Origin of the sequence: Candidatus Syntrophosphaera sp. (assembly GCA_019429425.1) — a bacterium.
Classification (GTDB): Bacteria; Cloacimonadota; Cloacimonadia; order Cloacimonadales; family Cloacimonadaceae; genus Syntrophosphaera.
Genome location: JAHYIU010000004.1, coordinates 38,961 through 59,869 on the forward strand (window position 1 = coordinate 38,961; position 20,909 = coordinate 59,869).

The window sequence follows — 20,909 nt, forward strand, 5'->3', positions numbered from 1 at the left end:
GTTTCCCCACAGTTCTTTGCGGGTTTTTAAAAAAAAATATGAGTTCATGATCCTCAGGATTGACTGATGAATAGATTCTACGCACTCACGGCGCTGCTGCTATTGGTTCTAATGCTCCTGGCCGGCTGCGCCCGCAGGGATGTGGGGCAAAGCAGGATCGCTTCCTTCGCGGCCGCCGACATGCCTTTTGACGACGGGACCGGAGTGATGCTGACCTGGAAACCTCTGGACCGCTCCCAACGCATTATCCAATACAACATTTATCGCGGACACAGGCCGGACAGCCTGTTTTTCCTGGCCAAAATAGAGATCGATCCCACGGTTGGGGTGGCCAGCGACTGGCTCAATTTCTACGACAAGGATTATCTCACGCTGATCGAGTTCGAAACAGCTCCAGGAAAGCTGAAACAGGAAAAGCACCAAACCGCCAGCGGCACACTTTTCAAAGCCGTGCCCCGCGATGCCAAGGTGCTGGGCCAGCTTCTGCCCCATTATGACGTGCTTGGGGACATCAACACCTCCAAGTATTTCAACAGCTCCAGCCGGGTGGAGATCCAGGGCGGGGAAGGTCCTGAAGTTTACGCGGGATACGAGCTCACCCGCTTCAACAATATCTATGCCAACCCCAAGGCCGGCCACACCTATTATTACTGCGTGGTCCCCGTAACCGAGACCGGAGGTTTTCTTCCAGCCACCCAAGTGCTTCCAGCCACGCCAGTAAACAATCGTCCGGATTCCACGGCTGTGCTTTACACCACCTACATCAGTGATACAAACGAATTCCGCTTCGAATGGACCCCGCCCCTGGAAAGCAGTGACATTTCAGGCTGGCAGGCCTGGCTGATGCCCAAAAGCATGCTACCTCAGTTCCGGGCCGATCAGAAAGCCAATGCCTCCGCCCCGGACAGCGTTTTCCACGCCAACTGGCAGAGCGGCTCCATACTGCTCCACAGCATGTATCCACCCTACTGGTCCCAGGTCTTCTATGACAAGGTCGACCTCAACACAGCCGGGATCAAGATCCCAAGCCCGGAAGAACTGCAAAACTACATTCCCGTACTCACTTACGAGGATTATTGGGTTTCTGAGGACGGCTCCAGAGAAGAGGCATTACAGACCGCTTCCCTCGGCGAGCAGCTGAGTATCCATGCATCCGCCCAGCTTCCCCGCTTGCCGGATTACAGCGTTCTGGACAAGCCCAACGACAAGGGCGACAATATGTTGATCTCTTTCGGCCGCTCCTTCGCTTTCGTAACCATGGCCAGCTACACGAACAAGGCCAAAACCAGGATGCGCATCAACTATGAGATCTCCGGAAACGGCCATGAGGAGATCGACCGCCTCAGGTTCGAGTTCTTTGACCGCCAGGGGAACAGCCTGGGCAGGGTGAAGGAAAACTATCCGGACAAAATCATCCACTTCAAGCTGCCCCCCGGCACAAAGACAGGCGAGGATTTCTCAGTCCGCGTCTATGCCAGGAAGCTGGGAGAAAGGCAGATCAGCTCTGAGTACATCAGCCAGGACATCATCTACGACCCCACGGCCTTTCGTTTCAATGGCGGCGACGTCAGCCTCGGAGGCCAGGTCCTCAACAGCTTCTATTACGATATCTTCAGCAAAAACAAGCTGAGCGCCAATTTCAGCCCCGGAATGCGCATCGGAGCGCTTTCCCGTCTCTATGACCATACCATCCCCTTCCCCGCGACCGAATATCCCGCCATCCTCAAATACGACCCCCAGACCGGACTGCTCCTGACCGACCACCATTTCCAAGTGGCCCAGGACAACGAGAACTTCGTAAGCTTCTCGCCCTCTTTTTACAAACAGGATTTTGCCGCCTATCTGGATGAACTGCGGGCCGGGATCGCAACCCTGGGCGCGGAAACCGCCACTGGCGACAGCCTTTCCGAAGCTGCCCAAAACCTGAAGGCCAAGCAGGCGGAACTGGATCTCATCCTTTCCAACCCCGCCTATCAGAAAGCCGCCCAAGCCAATGGAGACCGGGCCTGGCGCAGGGTCCTGAGGCAGGAATTGGACAAAAATTCCCGCTCCTATGCCTATCAACTGCTCGCGACCAACGGACGCGGCCTCTGGAGCGATGAATCCGACCTGCCTGGAGCCGACGCGGCCGCTTCCCAAGAGGAGGAATGGCATTATCCCCGTGGAGAGTGGTTCGACAAAACCAAGCTCGCCACCCTGATCGCCTCCATCCTGATGGGCCTGATGGTGGTCTACGCCCTCACCGTGGCCCGGCGCAAGGACCTGTATATCCGCCCCATCGCGGGTTTGGAGGAGCTCGACAACGCCGTTGGACGCGCCACGGAAATGGGACGTCCCGTGATGTTTGTGCCTGGCTGGGGCACTTTGGGCGAGCCCTGCACCATTTCCGCGATGATGATCCTCAACCAGATCGCCAAAAAGACCGCGGCATATGACATCCGGCTGATCTCTCCCCACGTGGACTACTTCGTGGTGCCGCTGGCCCAGGAAATGGTCCAATCCGCCTACAACGAAATGGGACGCCCGGACGCCTATAACAACAACGACATCTTCTTCGTTTCGGACACCCAGTTCGCCTTCTGCGCCGCGGTGAACGGCATCACGGTGCGCGACCGAGTGGCCACGATCTTCTACATGGGCTATTTCTACGCTGAAGCGCTGCTCATGACCGAAACCGGAAACCAGAGCGGAGCCATCCAGATCGCCGCCTCAGACGCCATCACCCAGATCCCCTTTTTCATCACCACTTGCGACTACACCCTCATCGGGGAGGAGTTTTACGCCGCCTCGGCCTATCTTTCCCGCAACATCGAACTGGTGAGCATGCTCAAGGCGCAGGACTATTTCAAGATCCTGATCGTGATCTCCGTGCTGGTGGGAACTGTGCTCTCCACCCTGGGCCTGAACACTCTGCTGAACTTCCTGCCTTTCGAATAGGCGGAGTTTCCAGGCTTTTCCAGGCGAGACCTGAGGACGTTGCTCAGAAGCCTGGCGCTTCCTCCTTTCGGCTGCTGGCCGGCTTGGGGAACAGGTCGATAAGCCAGGCCTCATCCCTGCGCGGAGTTGAGCTGTTGGCTGCCACTTTGAAAAACCAGGCCGTTTCATCCCAAGTGTAGACGAACATGGTCTGGTCCGTGATCCAAAAGAGCTCCCAGGGTTCCGGAGCAAAGGGATCTGCCGAGGCATAGATCCGATAGCTGTTGGCTCCCGGAACCTGATTCCAGGATAGAATCAGGTTGCCGCTGCTGTTGACCTGGATGCTGACCAGAGGGGCTTCCAGGGTCAGCGTACCTGCTCCCACCTGGGCTCCAATGCCCCAAGCCCCCATGTCCAGTGGTTGGTATTGATCACCAAAGTATTGCAACGACCTGCCGTAATTGTACTCCTCATTTATGCCAAAATTCCCTCCGGGGGCGAGATCGAAAAAGCCCACCAAAAGATACTGGTCGTTGACGGAGAGGTTGTAGCTGGAGAGGTCGATGGTGGTAGTTCCCTGCAGATAGACCTGCTGAGAGAAAAGCAGCTGCATGTTCGTCATTTGGTTGAAGGAATAGATCTTCAGCGTGGCCGGCTCCGGATAAATCACATTGCCGTCCACCGCATGCACAGCCAGGGGAACATCGGTTCCATAGAACGGATTTTCAAAGTAGTTGGCCGCGCCCCAGGACGCGTATGACTGCAAGTAGTTCGTAACATAGCCGGAATCATATCTCAGCCAGACGGGATCCTCAACCGTGAAGAACCAGGGTCCCCGCGCCATGATGTTGTTTTGATCGTCACTGGCCTGGATCAAGTACTCCAGGGAAGAATTCAGCGGCTGCGGGGGAATATCGGCGTAAAAACTGTTGCCGCCGGCATTGGCCATCACAATATCTGTGAATCCGCCTCCATTAACGGAATAGCTAATCCGGGCATCAGCTATGGGGTTGTTGAATTCAGGATCATCCTCGATCTCAGCCCAGACACGATACGCGATATCGTCCCGGGGACTGTTGATCAGTGGCAGATGGGTGATCTCGGGAGCCAAAAGATCAGGCGCGAACACGCTCACATCGTCCAGATACCAGTCGTCCGCGGCGTAGCCTCCATACCTGAAGGCGATATGGATGGTCTGATATTCATAGAGCCAAAGCGTGAAATATTGATTGTTGATCCATTCGTCTGCCACGTATTCCACCGATTCAAACTGCTGATACGGGCCTATTTGCGGATCGGGCGAGCCGGTGGACACCCAGATGCTGTTGCTTTGGTAATTGGCGGGATTTACGTTCAGGGACCAGAAACTGAGGGCCAGGATGCTGTTACCCATGGAGGGCATGGAGATGGGAGGCGAAACCAGCCAGCCTCTCTGCCCTCCATCTATCTCGGGGGCCTCATCACTGGCGGCATGGAGTGCTGAAGTGGTTCCGCCCGGAGTATGGTTTTGGGCTGTGCTGGCCTCCCAGGAAGTTCCAACTCCGTCCATGTCGTAATATGTCCAGCCGGGCGGGGGAAAAACTCCGCCTTCGAAATCCTCGCTCCAGGGAAAGGTATTGATCGCGGGAAAATACCCTGTCCCCGTCAATTGCACATCCGCCTCCGCGGTCTGGCCGCTGTAGCCGTATTCATAGGTATAGACGGCAAATCCAAACTCCGCCCTGTAATAGACGGGAGCGAACTGAATCGTGAAACTGACCGATCCCCCCGGCAGGAGCAAAACCGGCGTGGGATCATCGCTGATGCTGAAACCGGTGCCGCTGGCGTTCAGGCTGAAAACCATGCCCGGACCCGTTCCCTGGTTGCTGAGGGTGAATTGTTGCGTCGCCGCCTGCCCCAGCATCACATTGCCGAAATTCCAGTTGCTGAGGTTCAAGGTTATGGAGGGCTGCACGGCCAGCCCGATGCTGATCTCGTCCAGATAGAGGTTGCTTCCCGTGCTGGTGCCGTTTCCGCTGTATGCCTCGAACACCAGGTAGAGCGGAGAACTGAAAGTTTCGGCCCCAAAAAACACTGTGTATTCATACCATTGGTTGGGAACAACCTCTTCCGGGGGCAGAGTGTAATGCCGGAAAACGTTCAGCAGGATTTCGCCGCCCACGGAAGTGGGTGAATCGTTCAGATACAGCTTGATAAAGTCGTAGTTGTTCGGATACGCGGCATTCCGGTAGATCCAGAAACTGGCTTGGTAAACCGTGTTTTCCGCCACCGCCAGGGGTGGGGAGATCAGCTCAGCCCGGTTGCCGATCAGCAGTTCGGCGCTGTTGTATCTGGCCATTCCGGCTCCGCTTTGGGGAAGGCAATCCGGATTTGTACCAGCTGTCTGGCGATCCCAGGTCCCCGGTTCGCCCTGACCCGCGGTATGCACATTTGTCCAGCCATCCGGAGGAAATGCCGGTCCATCAAAACCAATCTGATAGGGGAAAACCGTAACCGGATCCCGGGAGAGGTTCACAATTGCGGTGTGCTCAGACGCGTGGGCAAAGCCGAGCAGCGCTGTCAGAATGAAAATGCAGGCAATGGTTCTCATAAGGTGTCTCCTTTGTTTATGGCTTTTGCATCTTTGTCCCGGCCCGATCTCGCCCGGGGATCCATTCAGCCGGAACTGAACCGGCCTTCACTTCACTGGGTTTTTGCTATATAAACCGGAAACCTGGACCGGCGGCACCAAGAATACCCTTTTTAAAACAGGGATTCCAGGCTCAGCCTGATCGTTGCTGCCGCTCGTGTTGATGTTCTGAGCAGACAACTATCTTGTCAAGAATTATTTCCCTGCAGGATAATCCATCTCCCCCTTGATCAATACGGTGTTATTACGGACTCATTACGGACTTTGTCCGTAATGAGTCCGTAATGACACCGTAATGATAAGGGGAGCCATGGGGGTGTGATAAGCCTAAATAATTATCTGGATGGGGATTAACATGGTTGGATGAATATAAATATGGGCAATGTGCCTTATCTTGCCGCTTGCCATGGAATTGGAATAGGTTAGGGGAGCTGTTTGAGGGCTTCCTTTGCCTTGGCCGCATGTTCCGGATCGTCTCCGGACTCGACGCATTTTTCCAGCCAGATCCGGGCGTTGGCGGAATCCCCCAGTTTAAGATAAATGGCGCCGATGTGCCAGGCGATCTCTGCCGGAACGTTCTCCATTTCCTGTGGAATGGCGGTGAGATCCAGGGCCAGCTCGTATTCGCCGATCAGATAGTGGTACCAGGCCAGGCTGTCCAGATAGTAGGGGTTTACCGGTTCGACCGCGAGCGCTCGACGGATCAGGGCCGCGGCCTTTTCCGGGTCGGCGCCCTCGAGGAGCAGCGAATAGCCCAGATCGTTGTTGAACAAGGCATTTTCCGGATATTCTTCCTGCGCCTCCGCGAGCAGGGACCTGCGCTCCGCCGTCCTGCCCTGGTTGTAATAATACTGGAGGAGAAACTCATAATCCCCCTCGGACAGCCCGTGGCGCTGTTTCAGCCAGAGCAACAGATCGTGCCGGGCATCCACGAAGCTTTTATTGGTACTGTCCTGCACGGCGCTGGCGATCGCGGTCAGATATCGCGAAGGGGGGCCGTCTGAGAGCCGCAGCGTGATCTGCCGTTTGAAGGCTTCCAGGGTCGCGTGGTCCGGGGTTCTCCAATCTGCGGCGATGTCTGAGGTCACGGCAAAATTGTAATGGGCCAGGATGTCGTCGAAGGAGGATGCTTCAAAGAGCTGATCCATCCAGGGGTCCAGAGCGTAGCTGTCGCCGGCTTTGAGGGATCGGGCGATCAGCATGGTGCGAAGGTATTGCTTGTCGCGGTCCGGGGCTTCCAGGCCAGGCAGAAGCCCGCCCAGGGCGTCCAAAACGTCCCCGCGCTGGCTGAGCATGGCGGAAAGGCCCAGCATATTGAGCAGATCGAGGTCCCGGGTTGGCAGGATCAAAGGCGCCAGCTGAGCCAGCAGCCCATAGCGGTCCGGGGCGATGCTGGAATCGGCGAACATCAGCATGTATTCCCTATCCGCCGGGTATTCCAGGCTGGAGAGATAATCCCTGGCCAGGTCCGGGTCATTGGCGCGGACGATGTGGTCCCGCAGCAACTTGTGCGAATCGTCCGAAGGGGCGATCTCATGGAGCCGGCGCAGGGCCTGGCGTTCCTTGTCCTGGTCGTAAAACATATAGATGCTGGCCAGCAGATAGAGCGTCTGGGGATCGTTGTGCGCCATTTGCAGCGCTTGGTCCAGATGCCTGAGTTCCGTGTTGTTTTTGTATCTGAGCTCAAAGATGAAGCGCTGAATGCTGGCCCGGGCGCTGGGGAAGCGGTTTTGTATCTCCTGGATCGTTTTCTGCAGGGCGTCCGCATCGGCTTCCCGCTCAAAGAATTCGAAGCAGGCGTAGAGGAGTTCCTCATCAAAAGCGAACTCGCGTGAATATTCATCGATCAGGCCGCGCAGTTCTTCAGTTTCGATCCCTCCTGCCTGATGCAGATTGATCGCGTTGAGCAGGACCTGTTTCTTGAGCCGATGGCTGCGCGGATCGCTGTCCAAGGCCCTGCGGTAGAGGGCGTCCGCGGCTGAATAGTTGTTCTGCGAGCGCAGATAGGAGGCCACGACGTAGTAGTAGATCGAGCCGTAATTGGGGCGGGAGGGATCAGCTTGGAGTTCCGTTCCGGTTTGGGCTCTGCGGCTCGCGCAGGCCCCCAGGGCCAGGCAGAGCAGGCAAATGGGGATGATCCTGGGCAAGGCAATGCTCACTTGATTTGCAGGGATTGGGAGATCATGCCCAGTTCCAGCAGGCTGGGAAGCTTTTCCCCATCAGGAAAATAGACGATGCTGTCCACCACGTAGGCCGTCTGCGAGATTTCATGCCAGAAAGCGTAGGTCTGGAAAGCGCCGCCGACACCCCCGCCCAGGCTCTTGTTGATCCAATGCCCGTAGATGCGCAGTCCGTCCTGGCCGGCGATCCTGGCCTCTTCAGCCTGGTATTTGTAGATCTCGTCCCCGTTGTAGTATCTGGCTCCCAGTTCCTGTCGTTTGGCGTACAGCCAGTCCGCGTCGATGGTGTTTTCCGCCATGGCTTGATGGTGGACCGAGACATACTTGTCCGGAATGCTGCGGCTGGGGGTCGCGGGCTGGTAGATGAAGGAAAGGAAGCCGCCGGCCTTGTCTTCCCTGAAAGGCCGGAAATTCACAGGCACCTGGAGGGTGAAAGGCCAGTCCTCAAAAAAACTGGCGGCATAGACGGAAAGCCTGTAGGCTTGGTAGCCGAGGCGCTTTTCATAGCGCTCCCGGAAATAGCCGAAGATCTGGTCCGCTCGCTGTCGGGCCAGACTTTCCAGGGATGGCGCGTCCGCGGCCAGGAGATAGAGGATGAGCTGGTCGCGCACATGTTGGTTGTTGATCACAAAGAGCTCCGCCCCGCTTTCCTTTGCCGAATCGATCAGATTGGGGGCCAGGGTCCGGAGCATCTGGGCCGAAACCTCGTCCGCGCCGTCCAAAGTTCCGCAGAAGACCAGGTTTTTGTAGTTGAGGTAGGTGTCAAACTCCTTGAAATCGATGGAGACGGGATTGAAATAGCGCTCCGGGACCGTGAGCGTGACCTCGCGGGAGAGCGTGGAATCGAGGATGGAAGCCACCTGCGCCTGATTCCGTGCGCCGGCGAAGATGAAGACATCCCTGTCCTCACCATAGGCGACCGGCTTGGAGCCGTCGATCAGGTTGTCATACCTTGTATAATGGTTGGCTTCGCCTGAATCCTTGCCGCAAGAGGCCAGGACCAGGAGCAGCGCGGCTGCCAGCAGAAGGACCGTGAGTTTCATTTTTCCTCCTTCAAAACAGGTTGTTGGGGCGGCTTGAAATAATTCAGCCCACTATACAAGGTAAGCAGGGCGACCAGTCCAAACCAGATGTTTGCCGCGGTTACGCAGTACCGGGGAACAGCCGGAAGCCAGGCCCAGAGGGCGAAAGCAAGGATGATCCCGGTCATTTGCAGGAAAGTTTTCCACTTGCCCAGAGTGTCCGCCGGCAGGATGATCCCCCTCTTCTTGTATACTTCGCGCAAAACGGTGATCACCACTTCCCGCAGGGCGATGGCGATGAAGATGGGCAGAAACAGCCGGTAGGGCTCCAACCAGGTGAGGGCGGCCAGGGCGGAAAGGACCACCAGCTTGTCCGCCAGGGGATCGGCGATCTTGCCGAAATCGCTGATGACCTTCCATTTGCGGGCCAGCCAGCCATCCAGGAAATCCGTGACCGCGCAGACCGCGAAAACCAGCAAAGCCCAGGCCACGTGGTTTTGCACTTCCGAAACAAAGATCAGCCAGACGAAAACCGGGATCAGCAGGACCCGCAGGATGGTGAGGGCGTTAGGAATCCAGCGCATCGCTCTTTCCGGGCACGGTGACGGTTATGGAGGGGCCTGATCCTGAAACTCCCGGCTCGCGCGTGTTGTCCAGCAAAATGGCGATGACGCTGGCTGCCAGGACCGAGATGAATTGGACCAGGAAAAAGGTCCAGTCCACAAGGGGCTTCAGCAAACCCAGGGCCGCCAGGGCCAGATAGCCAAGGACATTGACCAGGAAGGGTATCATCAGCAGCTTTATGGATTGCCACTTCTTCAGCTCGCTTTTGCGGATGGATTCGAGGATGGTGGCCCGCATGTCCCGCGGAGTGAGGGCCTGGGCCAGGAAAAGATAGAGCCGGGCAAAGAGGAACATCAGGAAAAAGACCAGGGCGGTGAACAGGGTGGAATTGCTCCAGCGCCTGGTCAGGTGGTCGATCTCGGTTTTGACGAGGCCCCAGGCGGCAGCCTGGCTGTCGATATCGGCTTCCGGGACCCCGCGTTCCCTGAGCAGTTCCAAAACCTGCTCCCGTGCAGCAAAGGAAGCCCCGGAGGCTTTGAAAAACAGCGTCATGACGTTGGGAAAGCGGTAATCGCGGAGGGTATTGGGCTCGATGCCCAGTTCGTATTCCCGCAGCAGGGCCTCCGCCGCTTCGCGCCCTGATTCCTTGGCCAGGGAATCTATCTCCGCCACATTGACGTGCAGCTCGATGGCCAGGCTGTCCATGGCGATGGCGTTGTCCATGTAGACGTAGACCGGCAGCCCGGAAAGCTGCTGCAGGCGGAATTGCCGGCTTTCCTGATATTGGTGGTGGATGTATGTCCAGGCCAGCAGAGCGGCCGTGATCAGGATCAGGATCACCGTAAAGCGTGAATTCATCTTGCTTGTCCTTTATGCCGGATATGGCAGATAAGATGTCTTTTGAGACCAGCAGCCGGAGAGAGCGAAATTATGTCAAGCAAAGTCTTGGCCGCCGCGACCCGGATATCTTCGGCCCGCGAGGCCGGATAAAGCAGCAGCGCGTCGCCTTCCGGGGCCAGGTTGCGCCGCACGCAATCCAGAACATCCTGGAGGGCGCATTCCAGTTCAAAGCGGCTGACATTTCTGCTCTGGAGCGGGCTGTACCTGCCGCTGCCTGTTTTTTGCCAGGGAGGGTTGGAGACGATCAGGCTATAGGGCTCATCAGAGCTGTACTGGCGCAGGTCGGAAAGCAGAAACTGGATCTGCAGGCCAAGGCGTGAAGCATTCTCGCAAGCCAGAGCGTGAAGTTCGGGCTGGATCTCCAGCGCTTCGATCTCCCATCCGGGACGGGCCAGAGCCAGCATGATGCTCACGATCCCGCAACCGCTCCCCAGTTCGAGGACCCGCAGTTGTTGCTCGTCCCTGAGGGCCAGGGCGGCTTTGCGCAGGGAGTCGGAGGCATGACTAACCGCTTGCGAGGCAGCGTCCTGCAGAATGTAAAGCCCCTCCCCATCGAGGTCCACGCGCCGGGTTTTGATCAGATGGAAAGCTCCAGCATGCGGGTTAGCGAGCGCAGGGCCTTGGTGGCGATCTCGGGATCCACCGTCACCTCGTGCTGCTCCTTGTCCAGGGATTCCAAAACATGGTGCAGGGTGGTTTTGCGCATGTTGACACAGCGGGCCAGTGTGTTCAGGGCCTCCAGCTGTTTGTGGGGATAGATGTGCTTCAGATAGTCCGTGAAAGCCGCTTCGGTGGCGATGATCAGCTTGTCGTGGTCGCTGGCGTATTTCATCATCCCGCCTGTGGAAAGCACATGGTCCGCTGCTTCCACGATGTCCTCGTCGCACTCCGGATGGGCCAGCAAGGTGAAGCCGGGATGCAGCTCGCGGATCTTGAGCAACTGCCTGTGCTGAAAGCCCCATTCGTGCACCGGGCAGTAGCCTTCCCAGACGATGACCTTGCGTCCGCTTTGCCGGCCAGCCCAGGTTCCCAGGTTCTTGTCCGGAACGAAGAGGATGGTCTGGTCTTTGGGAAAGGATTTGAGGATCCTGACCGCGTTTGAGGAAGTGCAGCAGACGTCGCTTTCGGCCTTGACCTCGACCGAGGAATTGACATAGCAGACCACCGCGGCGCCTGGATGTTGGGCTTTGAAACCACGCAGCTGCTCCGCCGTGATCATGTCCGCCATGGGGCAGCCCGCGTCCTCGGCCGGGAGCAGGATCTTCGCCCCGGGATTGAGGATAGAAGCGGTCTCCGCCATGAAGCGCACCCCGCAGAAAACGATCAGCCGGGCCTTGCTCTGCTGCGCCAGGATCGAGAGCTGCAGTGAATCCCCCCGGAAATCGGCAATGTCCTGGACCGCGATGGCTTGATAGTTGTGGGCCAGGATCAGGGCGTTCTTTTCCTGGCGAAGCCTGTTAATCTTGTCTATGAGTGTCATGGCAAACCTCCCTTCATTCCCCCGTATGCCCAAATCCGCCTTCGGAACGGCTGCTGTCTTCAAGCTCGGGAGCTTCCTCAAAATCGGCGCAGACCACAGGGCAGATGACGATCTGGGCAACGCGCATGGTGGGCTGGATGATCACGGTCTCGGCGGAGGCGTTGATCAGGATGACCTTGAGCTCGCCCCGGTAGTCGGAATCGATCGTGCCGGGCGAATTCAGCACCCCCAGTCCCCTGTGCAGGGCCAGTCCGCTGCGGGGTCGGATCTGCCCTTCATAGCCAGTCGGAATCTCCACCGCGATGCCTGTGGGGATGGCGGCCCTGTCCCCGGGCTCGAGGACCTCGGATCTGGCCAGATCGGCGCTCAGGTCCCAACCCACGCTGTGGTCGGTCATCCTCTTGGGCGGAATGGCGGTCGGGGTGAGCAGTTTATAGCGTATCTTCATGATTTGCGGTTAAGCAGGTATTCTGCCACGATATCCAGCAGCAGCGCCTTTTCTCCCAAGGCGGAAATGCTTTCCCGGGCTTGGGCGATCAGCTCCTGGGCCTTGCGCTTGGATTCCGCGATCCCATACACGGAAGGGTAGGTCGCTTTCTGGACATGGGCGTCCTTGCCGACCGTCTTGCCCATCTCGTCGGGATCGCCTTCGATGTCCAGCAGGTCGTCTACGATCTGGAAAGCCAGACCCACCTTGGCCCCGTAATCCTCCACCAGCTTGAGTTCCTCAGCAGGAGCATCGCCGGCGAGGGCGCCAAAGCGCAGGCACAGCTTGATCAGCCTGGCGGTCTTGTTCTCGTGGATATAATCGATCGTTTTCCTGTCGACTTTTTTGCCTTCGGATTCGATGTCCACCATCTGGCCGGCTATCAGGCCCCGGATCCCGCACTGCTCGGCCATTTCCCGGATGAATTGCAGGCGCAGCTCAGCCTTGATTTCGGCATGGGTGATGAGCTCAAAGGCGCTGATCAGAAGGGCGTCGCCGGCCAGCAGGGCCTCGCCTTCGCCAAAGAGGGCGTGGCAGGATTTCTTGCCGCGGCGGTATTCGTCGTTGTCGATATCCGGCATGTCGTCGTGGATCAGGGAAAAGGTGTGCAGCATCTCGATCGCGGCGGCCACGGGCGTGATCGCCTCCACATTGTCCTTGTACATCTGATAGGCGATCATGGTGAGATAGGGCCGCAGCCTTTTCCCTCCGGCGAAAACGCTGTAGCGCAGAGCTTTGTGGATGTTTTTCGGATATTCGTCCTTGCGGGGGAGGTAGCGGTCGAGAATGATGTTGACCAGCTCCTGCTTCTCTTTCATGTCCTTTTTGAGGCGCACTTTTCTATCCATTTTCGCCCTCGTTTTCCTCGGCCTGCTTGATCCGGGCGTTGAGCATCCTGATCTTGGTTTCCGCCCCCTCCAGGTTTTTCTGGCAAAGGTGCAGATAGCCGATCCCTTCTTCATAGAGGGCGATCATTTCATCCAGGCTAAGTTGTTCCCTGGTCATCTTTTCCACAACTCCTTCCAGGGCCTGGATGGCCTTTTCAAAGCTGAGCAATTCGCTTTCCCGAGCTTCGTTCATACTTGTTCTCCCAAAGTTATGACGTAATTCTAACCTTTATAAATTAGCAGATAAATCTTGTCAATCCTTATTTCGCCAGAATCGCCAGAACCTGTCCGGAAATCAGCTTTATCCGCGCTTCCGGAGCGATGATCCGGTTGCTGAGCCCGCGGGTCTGGTCTTCAGCCATGGCCAGGTCTTGCAGGGAATAATCCAGCCCCTCAGAATCCCGGAACAATGCCTTGCCCCTCCAGGCGAAAAGCGAGATGACGCAGCCCTGACAGCCCTCCAGCGAAGTGTTCTCCTCCAGCCAGAAAAGGCGCTGCCGTTCTGATTCGATGCTGGCCTCCACCCCTCTCTGCCGCGCCAGGGATAGGTTTTGCACCAGAGCCAGGGCATGGTCGAATCGTCCCTCCAGGTCGTTGCAGATCACGATCTCTCCCGCTTCCTGCTCCAGGCACCAGAGAATGGCAAGTTCCGTGTCGCTCTCGTTCTTGCGGCTCGGATAGGCCAGTTGGCAGGTGCGTGAATACCTCTTCAGCAGAGCCGGGGAAACGGAATCCATGTCCCCGATGATCAGAGAGGGCTTGAGCCCCAACCGGTCCACGCGCTCCAAACCGCCATCCACTGCCACCAACAGGTCCGCGCCAGGGTCGATGGACGCGTAGCTGGAAAAGATCTCCTCCGGGCTGCGGGCCGTGAACAGCCAGGCTTTTTTTCGCGATATCCTCATCTGGCGGCGTAGGTGTTGGTGTCGATGCGGTTCAAATAGACCGTGGGATTGAGCTGCCTGCCGTTGCGGGAGACCGCGTAGTGCAGGTGTGGACCAGTCGAAAGCCCCGTGTTGCCCATCAGGCCGATGATCTGGCCCTTGCAGACCAAATCCCCGGGGCGCACCTTGAAGCTGTAGAGATGCCCGTAGAGGGTCTGATAGCCGTCGGTATGCTCAATGGTGATCATCTTGCCATAGCCGTTGACATTCTGCGCTCGGGAGACGATCCCATCCGCCGTGGCGTAGATCGGAGTGCCGACCCTGTTGGCGATGTCCAGTCCGTAGTGATACTCGAATTCCAGGGTGATGGGATGGTAGCGGTGTCCCCAGCCGTCAGTGAGCTGGCCAAAAGTGGGATGGATCGCCGGAATACCGTCGCCATGGGTGTCGAACTCCTCCGGCAGTATGAAGGAAAGGCCCACGTCGCTTGATCCGAATTCCACCTGCTGCTTCAGGGTCGCCAGCTTCAGCTCGATCGAATCAAGCTTCCTGCCCAGGCCGGGATTGACCTGCAGCCGGTTCGGAGCCAGGGGGTCCTGCTTTCCGAAATGGGGATAGGCGGTGGCCGCCTCTTTTCTATACACGCCCAGCGTGTCCAGCCGGACGTTGATGGAATCGAGCTCCGTCTCATAGAGGTCCAGCTTTTCGCGCAAATAGTCGTTTTCAGTCTCCAGCCTCCGCAGCCGGGAGCTAAGCTCGGAGTTCTGCCCCTGAAAGGCGAAAAAGCCCAAAAGCGCCAGCCCCAGAACCAAGAGCAGAACGAGCAGAATCAGGACCCAGGGGCGAAAAGCCACGCTGTGCTTGATCCCCATGTTGTCCAGGATCAGCTTGATCCGCCGGTCCGGATAGGTCTCCGGCTCCAGCTCTGGCAAGAATCGTTCTTCTTTCATCTAAGGCGCTTGGTTCCCATCTTTATTGTAATGTTTAAGGTTTTTTATGCAAAAAACAGCCCAGTTGGAGGAATATTAATGGTGATTGATCCTGGCTTGAGGCTGAAAGTGGCATCCCGTAGGGGAATCGAACCCCTGTTGCGTGACTGAGAATCACGAGTCCTAGGCCACTAGACGAACGGGACACGCTATAATTGGCTCCGGGCAACAATTGGCGACCCCTAGGGGAATCGAACCCCTCTTACAAGAATGAAAATCTTGTGTCCTAACCGATAGACGAAGGGGTCGCAATATGGTGATCCAGGTTGGACTCGAACCAACGACTCTCTGCTTAAAAGGCAGATACTCTACCACTGAGTTACTGGACCAAATTTTCCCGAAGTTTTTTTCCAAAGATTTTGCGGCCCTTCTCCTGTCAAGCGATTTTTCCCTGCAACGATTCCCTGATGAGCTATTTCACCAGGATCTACGACGGCTACTTCTACAAATTCTGCATCATCATCACCGTCTTCGACGCCTGGGACCGGCTCAAATTCGCCATTCCCAAAGGAAGCGTCGACAGCGTCATGGCCGAACTGGAAGTCAGCGCCGAAACCACCCGCCAGGCCCTCTACCTCTGCGATTTCTACTTCGCCAACACCATCCCCTTCCTGGAGATCGTGGATGAACAGGACAAACTCGCCGGGGAACGCAAACTGGTGGAGATCCTGATCCAGAAATACAACGGAAAAGCCCGGCACACGGACCTGATGAACATGTCCCACATGCGCAAGCGGGAATTCCGCGATGCCATCGAGTCCCTGCTGGAACGCGAGGCCATAAGCGTGGAAACGTCGTTGTCCAGGAATAACAAACCGGCCAAACTATACGTACTGGATCAGGAGATCCTGAACTCATGGCAACAACCAGGCGGGGAAACCTGATAACCCTGGCAATGGATGGGGCAGGCAGCGATGTCTGCCCCTTTTTGAAGGAAGAAAACCACAGGGGAAAAACATTGGAATTTGTTTCCGAGTAATTGGTGCTCAACAACTTAACTGAAGAAAACCACAAAAAACAGCCCTCTGTATATATAAGAATTGCTTGGGGTGTTTCAATGCTAAAAATAACTTCTTGCATCCTCTCCGGGAGCCTGGTCTAGTCTATGCCGGGCTTTGCTTTGAGGGGGGACTGTATGCCGCTCCCAGTGCTTGTAATATCTATAATAAATATAATAAAAAATAAAACTATATAATATATATACTGTATATACCTATATACTATAGGTATATGCGTCTATTTACCAACTCTCTCTCGCTCAATTCTTTTTACAGATACAGAGACCTGTTTTTTGTGGTTTTCTTCGCCTAATCCCTTGTGGGACAACAAGTCGGAAACAAATAACTATTATTTCAGCCTGTTGTTTTCTCCCATTCTTTCATCCCCGCCCCCTCTTTATCCGTCAATCCGTTCCATCCGTTCAATCCGTATAAAATCTCTTTTAAAATCTGCGAGATCTGCGTGCCCCTCTTTATCCGTCAATCCGTTCCATCCGTTCAATCCGTATGAAAATCCCCTTTATATCTGTGCAATCTGTGAAATCTGTGTGAGGCCTCTTTTTCTGCGTTGATCCGCGCTTTTTATCTGCGAAAATCCGCGTGAAACTCTTTATCCCCAAACGTAACCCACTATATATAGAGGGGAATGTCCCCGTTTTCAGAACCGCTCACCACTCACTGACCACACGCTCACTAAACGCTGAACCAGCGGTTACTCAGGCAGTGGTGAATTGGTGGCGGGCGAACCAGCGAATAGAGTGAAACAAAGGGTAAAAGGGAAAAAGGGCAAAAGGGAAGCTGCGCCGGTGTTACACCCTTCCACGTTTTCACGTTTTCACGTTAATGGCTCCGTCCTTTCGTGAAATTTGTGTAATTCGTGTAATTCGTGGAAACAAAGGGAAAAAGGGAAAAAGGGAAAAAGGGAAAAAGGGAAGCTGCGCCGGTGTTACACCCTTCCACGCTTTCACGTTTTCACGTTAATGGCTCCGTCCCTTCGTGTAATTCGTGTAATTCGTGTAATTCGTGGAAACAAAGGGAAAAAGGGAAAAAGGGCAAAAGGGAAGCTGCGCCGGTGTTACACCCTTCCACGCTTTCACGTTTTCACGTTAATGGCTCCGTCCTTTCGTGAAATTCGTGTAATTCGTGGACACTGGTCTTCATCCGTCCATCCCTTCCATCCGTTCAATCCGTATGAAATGGTCTTTTAAATCCGCGTGATCTGCGAGATCCGTGTGAGTTAAACAGGGCAATGGGAAAAGGCGGAGTCACTTTCCCCAGAGTTGGTTTCCGTAGAGGCGCCATTGCCCTTGGTCGTAGAGGAAAAACGACGTGTCGCCGTGGGTTTCCGGTTCGGAATAGCTGAGGGGCGGAGCGGAGGAGGCTTCGAAGGTCATGAGCATGTGCACGGTGGCCAGGTCGCCGTTAAGATCCACCCGGGAGACCTCGCAGGAGAGGAGATCGTATTGGGCCAGGCGGTCGAGCCAAAGCAGGCGCAACTGATAGTCATACATTCCGTTGTGGAGATAATCCGGGTGCACGTGCTCCATGATGCCGTCGATCTCGTTCCAGTTGAAATCCCGGGAGATGTCGTAGATGATGTCGCGGATCCGGGTTTCGTCCTCGTCTGTGCTGTTGTGGCCGCAGGAAAGAAGGGCCAGGGCCAGGGCCAGGGCCAGGAACAGCAGGAGGAGGAGGGCCGGTTTCATTGTCTAAGTGGGTCCGAAGGTGCAAGCTCGAGCACGGCAAGGGTTTCCACGTGCCAGGTTTGGGGAAACATATCGAAGGGCTGGATCGCGGCCAGGCGGTAATTTCCCTCCCCGAGCAGGATCTTCAGGTCCCGGTGGAGGGTGATGGGCGAACAGCTCAGATAGAGGATTTTGGGGATCTGGGCGGCGCAGATCGCTTTCAGGGCCTGGGTTTGGACCCCGCCGCGGGGTGGATCGAGGATGATGGCCTCCGGTTTCCGGGCAGTTTCAGGATTCACCGGCTGGAGCAGGGCGGGCAGGGCGTCCTCGGTTTTGGCGCGGAGGAATCCGGCATTGGTGATCCCGTTGGCGCGGATGTTTTCCTCTCCATCGGCGACGGCGGCGGGATTTTCCTCGATGCAGAGGATCTTGCGGACCTTTCCGGCCAGGGAGAGGCCCAGAGCACCGATCCCGGCAAAGGCGTCAAAAACCGCATCGTCCGGACCGAGCAGGCCCTTCAGATGCTGGATGATAAGTTCCGCCGTGGCGCCATTGACCTGCCAGAAACTGCGGTAATGGATGCGGAATTTGAGGCCCGCCAGTTCGTCATGGAGAAATGGCTCGCCGAAAAGGACCTTTTCCTCCGGACCGAGGATGACGTTTCCCCGCTCGCGGTTGATGTTCTGGACGATCCCGCAGATCTGGGGAAATTCCTCGGAAAGCTGTTTGGCCAGAAGCCGCGTGAAAGGCAGCTTGCCGGAGCGGGTGACCAGGATGAGCAGGACCCGGCTGAGGTCGCGCGAGGCGCGGAAACCGATGTGGCACAGGGTGCCGGAGTGGGTCTTTTCAGCATAGGCGGAAACCCCTGTCTTGGTCAGGATCTCCAGGCAGCGGAGGGCGATCTGGTCAAAGAGCGGCGGATGAAGCTGGCATGTTTCATGCCTGACGATCTGATGGGACCAGCGGGCGTAGATCCCGCAATAAAGGCCATCCGCGTCCCCACCCACGGGCAGAAAGGCCTTGTTCCTGTACTGGACGGGCCGGGGCGAACCGAGCGTTTCCGGGATGGTGAGTCCCGGGGCCAGAGGCTGGAGCAGTTCGCGCACCAGTTCTGTCTTGTAGCGCAGTTGGGTGGGATAATCCAAGTTGAGCCAGTCGCAGCCGCCGCAGGGGATCTCGGCCGCGAATGAGGCGCAGGGAGAGGAAATGACCCCCTCACCGCGGGCAAGATACTTCGAGACCCGGGCAAAGGCCACATCCTTGCGTTCGCGCAGGAGAGAGGCCTCGATCTCGTCCCCGGGAAAGGCGTAGGGCACAAAAACAGCCTTGCCTTCGGCGAAGCCAAGGCCTTGGCCGCCCAGAGCGAGTTTTTCGATCTTCAGCCGGAAATTTTTGTTCACACCATCAATTTCCGCAGCCGCTCGATCCGCTTTTGCACTGGCGGATGCGTGGCAAAGAGGGATAAGGCCTGCCTGCTGTTGATCTTGGCGATCGAATAGGCGTCCTTCCTTTTTTGGGGCACGTGTCCGGCGCTGATCTTTTCCAGGGCCGTGATCATGTGGCCGGGGCTGGTGAGCCTGGCAGAACCTGCGTCCGCCACGAATTCGCGATGGCGGGAATGAGCGGCCAGGGCGACATTGGCAAAGATCATCAGGATATTCTGGATGAGCATGGCGATCATGAAGTGGCTGGCGTTGTTCATCCCGCTGCTGCGGTTGGAGCTGTCATTGCCGCCTCTGCGGCCGCTCAACACGGCGGCGATGATGTTGGCCAGGAAGAGGACAAAAGTGTTGATCGTGCCCATCAGCAGGGTGGTGGTGACCATATCGCCCTCGGTGATGTGGGTCATTTCATGGCCAGCGACGGCCGCCAGTTCGTCCTCATCCAAGTTTTGCATGATGGCGCTGGAAAAGGCGATGAGCGACTTGTTCTTGGAAGCGCCGGTGGCGAAGGCGTTGTTGTCCGGGGATTGGTAGATCCCGAATTCCGGCATCTTGATCCTTTTGTGGGCGGACATTTTCTCCAGGGTGTCATAGAGATACAAAGCCTTTCCGGAGGCGGTTTCCCGGGTGAGGGGCTTGATCTTGTAGGCAGATTTGGCCATCGCCTTGCTGGCAAAGAGCGAGATCATCGCGCCGGCAAAGCCGAAGATGGCGCAATAAACAAGCAGTGAGAGCCAGTCTGAGCGTTGGAGCCCCAGGAACTGCATGATCGCCCCCAGGACGGCCAGAACCAGGATGTTGACGGTTAGGAAGAGCCCCCAGCGTTTGATAAGTGCCATTCATTCCTCCTATTTGAGCATGAGCATTTTTTTGGTGTTTGAATAGCTTCCGCTGGTCAGGCGGTAAGAGTAGATCCCGCTTCCAGCCTCGTTTCCGGCGTTATCCCGGCCGTCCCAATGGAGGGTTTGTGTTCCCGCAGGCAGTGAACCGTCCAGCAGGACTCGGACCAGTTGGCCTTTCAGGTTGAAAATGTCAATCCTAACCGGGCCTGCTTCCTTGAGAGAGAAAACTATGCTGGTACTGGGATTGAAGGGGTTGGGGTAGTTGCCGAGCAAGGCGGTTTGGAGCGCCGGAGCGCCGGGGTCGTCGACAGATGTGGGAAAGACGTATTCGGCGGTGTTGACCTGCGAAGCGTAGGACCCGAGATAGGCGATGGCCTTGACGGTGGTGGTTTCGGAAATGGTTATGGGAGACGAATAGAGGGTTGAATCCAGGTCCGGTTCGCTTCCGTCAAGAGTGTAGCGGATCTCAGCGCCGGGCGTCGCGCAGGTGATGATGAGGTCGAAAGGCTCGTTGTAACTCCCGCTGGGATGGCTGAAAACGGGGGCTTCGATGTCCGTGGCGGGATCGCTGAAATCCGCCAGGAATCTCGGTGAGATCTGCATCCCGTCGTTGTATTGGCCAACCAGGCAGATCAGGTTGACAGCGCTGGCCGGGATCGGGGTATCGCTGTATTCGGCGTTGGGAAAGGTCCTCAGGGTCAGGGTCGCGGTCGGGTCGGTGGCGTTGATGTTCGTGGCCGTAGCCGGGAAATTGACCAGGGTGGCGTCGATGGTCACATCCAGCACCTTGATCAGCTTGGCCTGGTCGGCTGGGATGAGGCTGGCCAGGGTGCGCAACTCCGGAATGACCACGTTATCCGAGGATGTGGCGGGCCCGGGATCCATGACGGGGGTGAATTGGATCAGGTTGGCATAGTCGCCCAGGGTCCCCACGATGCCCGTGATCCCGTCATTCAGGGAATACTGGGTCGTGATGACGCCGCTGGGGTCGTCCATCACGATGG

At 56.8% G+C, this 20,909-nt stretch carries 18 protein-coding genes and 3 tRNA genes; 2 read left to right on the forward strand and 19 right to left on the reverse strand.

The genetic code is table 11. The annotated features are described in order from the left end of the window. The first annotated feature begins 66 nt into the window (after positions 1 to 66). On the forward strand, positions 67 to 2,937 hold the full coding sequence (locus K0B87_00895) for a hypothetical protein (GenBank protein ID MBW6513303.1): 2,871 nt from the start codon (positions 67 to 69) through the stop codon (positions 2,935 to 2,937). Between the two features lie 43 nt (positions 2,938 to 2,980). Here the strand turns inward: K0B87_00895 and K0B87_00900 are convergent, their stop codons facing one another. The 15 genes from K0B87_00900 to K0B87_00970 all read right to left on the reverse strand — a co-directional run bounded on the left by K0B87_00900 (position 2,981) and on the right by K0B87_00970 (position 15,267). Continuing rightward, the gene (locus K0B87_00900; protein MBW6513304.1) at positions 2,981 to 5,506 is read right to left on the reverse strand and encodes a choice-of-anchor J domain-containing protein; all 2,526 of its coding nucleotides are present in this window, start codon (positions 5,504 to 5,506) and stop codon (positions 2,981 to 2,983) included. Between the two features lie 461 nt (positions 5,507 to 5,967). Further along, on the reverse strand, positions 5,968 to 7,692 hold the full coding sequence (locus tag K0B87_00905; GenBank protein ID MBW6513305.1) for a hypothetical protein: 1,725 nt from the start codon (positions 7,690 to 7,692) through the stop codon (positions 5,968 to 5,970). 8 nt (positions 7,693 to 7,700) lie between these two features. Continuing rightward, positions 7,701 to 8,768, reverse strand: a complete 1,068-nt coding sequence (locus K0B87_00910; GenBank protein MBW6513306.1) for a DUF4837 family protein — start codon at positions 8,766 to 8,768, stop codon at positions 7,701 to 7,703. Then, positions 8,765 to 9,331: a CDP-diacylglycerol--glycerol-3-phosphate 3-phosphatidyltransferase gene (gene pgsA, locus K0B87_00915; protein ID MBW6513307.1), complete on the reverse strand. Its 567-nt coding sequence runs from the start codon at positions 9,329 to 9,331 to the stop codon at positions 8,765 to 8,767. The genes K0B87_00910 and pgsA overlap by 4 nt, the downstream gene beginning before the upstream one ends. Further along, positions 9,315 to 10,169 carry a hypothetical protein gene (locus K0B87_00920; GenBank protein ID MBW6513308.1) on the reverse strand — a complete coding sequence of 285 codons (855 nt, stop codon included), beginning with the start codon at positions 10,167 to 10,169 and terminating at the stop codon, positions 9,315 to 9,317. The genes pgsA and K0B87_00920 overlap by 17 nt, the downstream gene beginning before the upstream one ends. Further along, positions 10,166 to 10,774, reverse strand: coding sequence for a methyltransferase (locus K0B87_00925; GenBank protein MBW6513309.1), 609 nt, complete (start codon positions 10,772 to 10,774; stop codon positions 10,166 to 10,168). The genes K0B87_00920 and K0B87_00925 overlap by 4 nt, the downstream gene beginning before the upstream one ends. A gap of 14 nt (positions 10,775 to 10,788) precedes the next feature. Beyond that, on the reverse strand, positions 10,789 to 11,691 hold the full coding sequence (gene nadA, locus K0B87_00930; protein MBW6513310.1) for a quinolinate synthase NadA: 903 nt from the start codon (positions 11,689 to 11,691) through the stop codon (positions 10,789 to 10,791). Between the two features lie 13 nt (positions 11,692 to 11,704). Beyond that, complete coding sequence (gene dut / locus K0B87_00935; GenBank protein ID MBW6513311.1) at positions 11,705 to 12,139, reverse strand: dUTP diphosphatase; 435 nt, start codon at positions 12,137 to 12,139, stop codon at positions 11,705 to 11,707. Then, positions 12,136 to 13,026, reverse strand: a complete 891-nt coding sequence (locus K0B87_00940; GenBank protein MBW6513312.1) for a polyprenyl synthetase family protein — start codon at positions 13,024 to 13,026, stop codon at positions 12,136 to 12,138. Before K0B87_00940 ends, dut begins: the two co-directional genes overlap by 4 nt. Next, complete coding sequence (gene xseB / locus K0B87_00945; protein ID MBW6513313.1) at positions 13,019 to 13,258, reverse strand: exodeoxyribonuclease VII small subunit; 240 nt, start codon at positions 13,256 to 13,258, stop codon at positions 13,019 to 13,021. The genes K0B87_00940 and xseB overlap by 8 nt, the downstream gene beginning before the upstream one ends. Before the next feature lie 67 nt (positions 13,259 to 13,325). Then, positions 13,326 to 13,970 (reverse strand): thiamine diphosphokinase, encoded by a 645-nt coding sequence (locus tag K0B87_00950; GenBank protein ID MBW6513314.1) that lies wholly within the window; start codon positions 13,968 to 13,970, stop codon positions 13,326 to 13,328. Continuing rightward, complete coding sequence (locus K0B87_00955) at positions 13,967 to 14,899, reverse strand: M23 family metallopeptidase (protein MBW6513315.1); 933 nt, start codon at positions 14,897 to 14,899, stop codon at positions 13,967 to 13,969. Before K0B87_00955 ends, K0B87_00950 begins: the two co-directional genes overlap by 4 nt. Positions 14,900 to 15,008: 109 nt before the next feature. Then, positions 15,009 to 15,084 (reverse strand) — tRNA-Glu (locus tag K0B87_00960). A 27-nt stretch (positions 15,085 to 15,111) separates the two neighbouring features. Next, positions 15,112 to 15,186 (reverse strand) — tRNA-Glu (locus tag K0B87_00965). A 6-nt stretch (positions 15,187 to 15,192) separates the two neighbouring features. Further along, positions 15,193 to 15,267 (reverse strand) — tRNA-Lys (locus tag K0B87_00970). A 78-nt stretch (positions 15,268 to 15,345) separates the two neighbouring features. On the opposite strand from K0B87_00970, the gene K0B87_00975 reads away from it, so the two are divergent. Further along, positions 15,346 to 15,822 (forward strand): hypothetical protein, encoded by a 477-nt coding sequence (locus K0B87_00975; GenBank protein ID MBW6513316.1) that lies wholly within the window; start codon positions 15,346 to 15,348, stop codon positions 15,820 to 15,822. Positions 15,823 to 17,201: 1,379 nt separating this feature from the next. On the opposite strand, the gene K0B87_00980 is transcribed toward K0B87_00975, so the two are convergent. From K0B87_00980 to K0B87_00995, 4 genes are all read right to left on the reverse strand, one after another. Further along, a complete protein-coding gene (locus K0B87_00980; protein ID MBW6513317.1) occupies positions 17,202 to 17,642 on the reverse strand; it encodes a hypothetical protein in 441 nt (146 codons plus the stop codon). Then, a complete protein-coding gene (rlmD, locus tag K0B87_00985; GenBank protein ID MBW6513318.1) occupies positions 17,639 to 19,021 on the reverse strand; it encodes a 23S rRNA (uracil(1939)-C(5))-methyltransferase RlmD in 1,383 nt (460 codons plus the stop codon). The genes K0B87_00980 and rlmD overlap by 4 nt, the downstream gene beginning before the upstream one ends. After that, complete coding sequence (gene htpX / locus K0B87_00990) at positions 19,018 to 19,902, reverse strand: protease HtpX (protein ID MBW6513319.1); 885 nt, start codon at positions 19,900 to 19,902, stop codon at positions 19,018 to 19,020. The genes rlmD and htpX overlap by 4 nt, the downstream gene beginning before the upstream one ends. Positions 19,903 to 19,911: 9 nt before the next feature. Further along, on the reverse strand, positions 19,912 to 20,909 hold a 998-nt coding region (locus tag K0B87_00995), incomplete at its 5' end, for a chitobiase/beta-hexosaminidase C-terminal domain-containing protein (GenBank protein MBW6513320.1).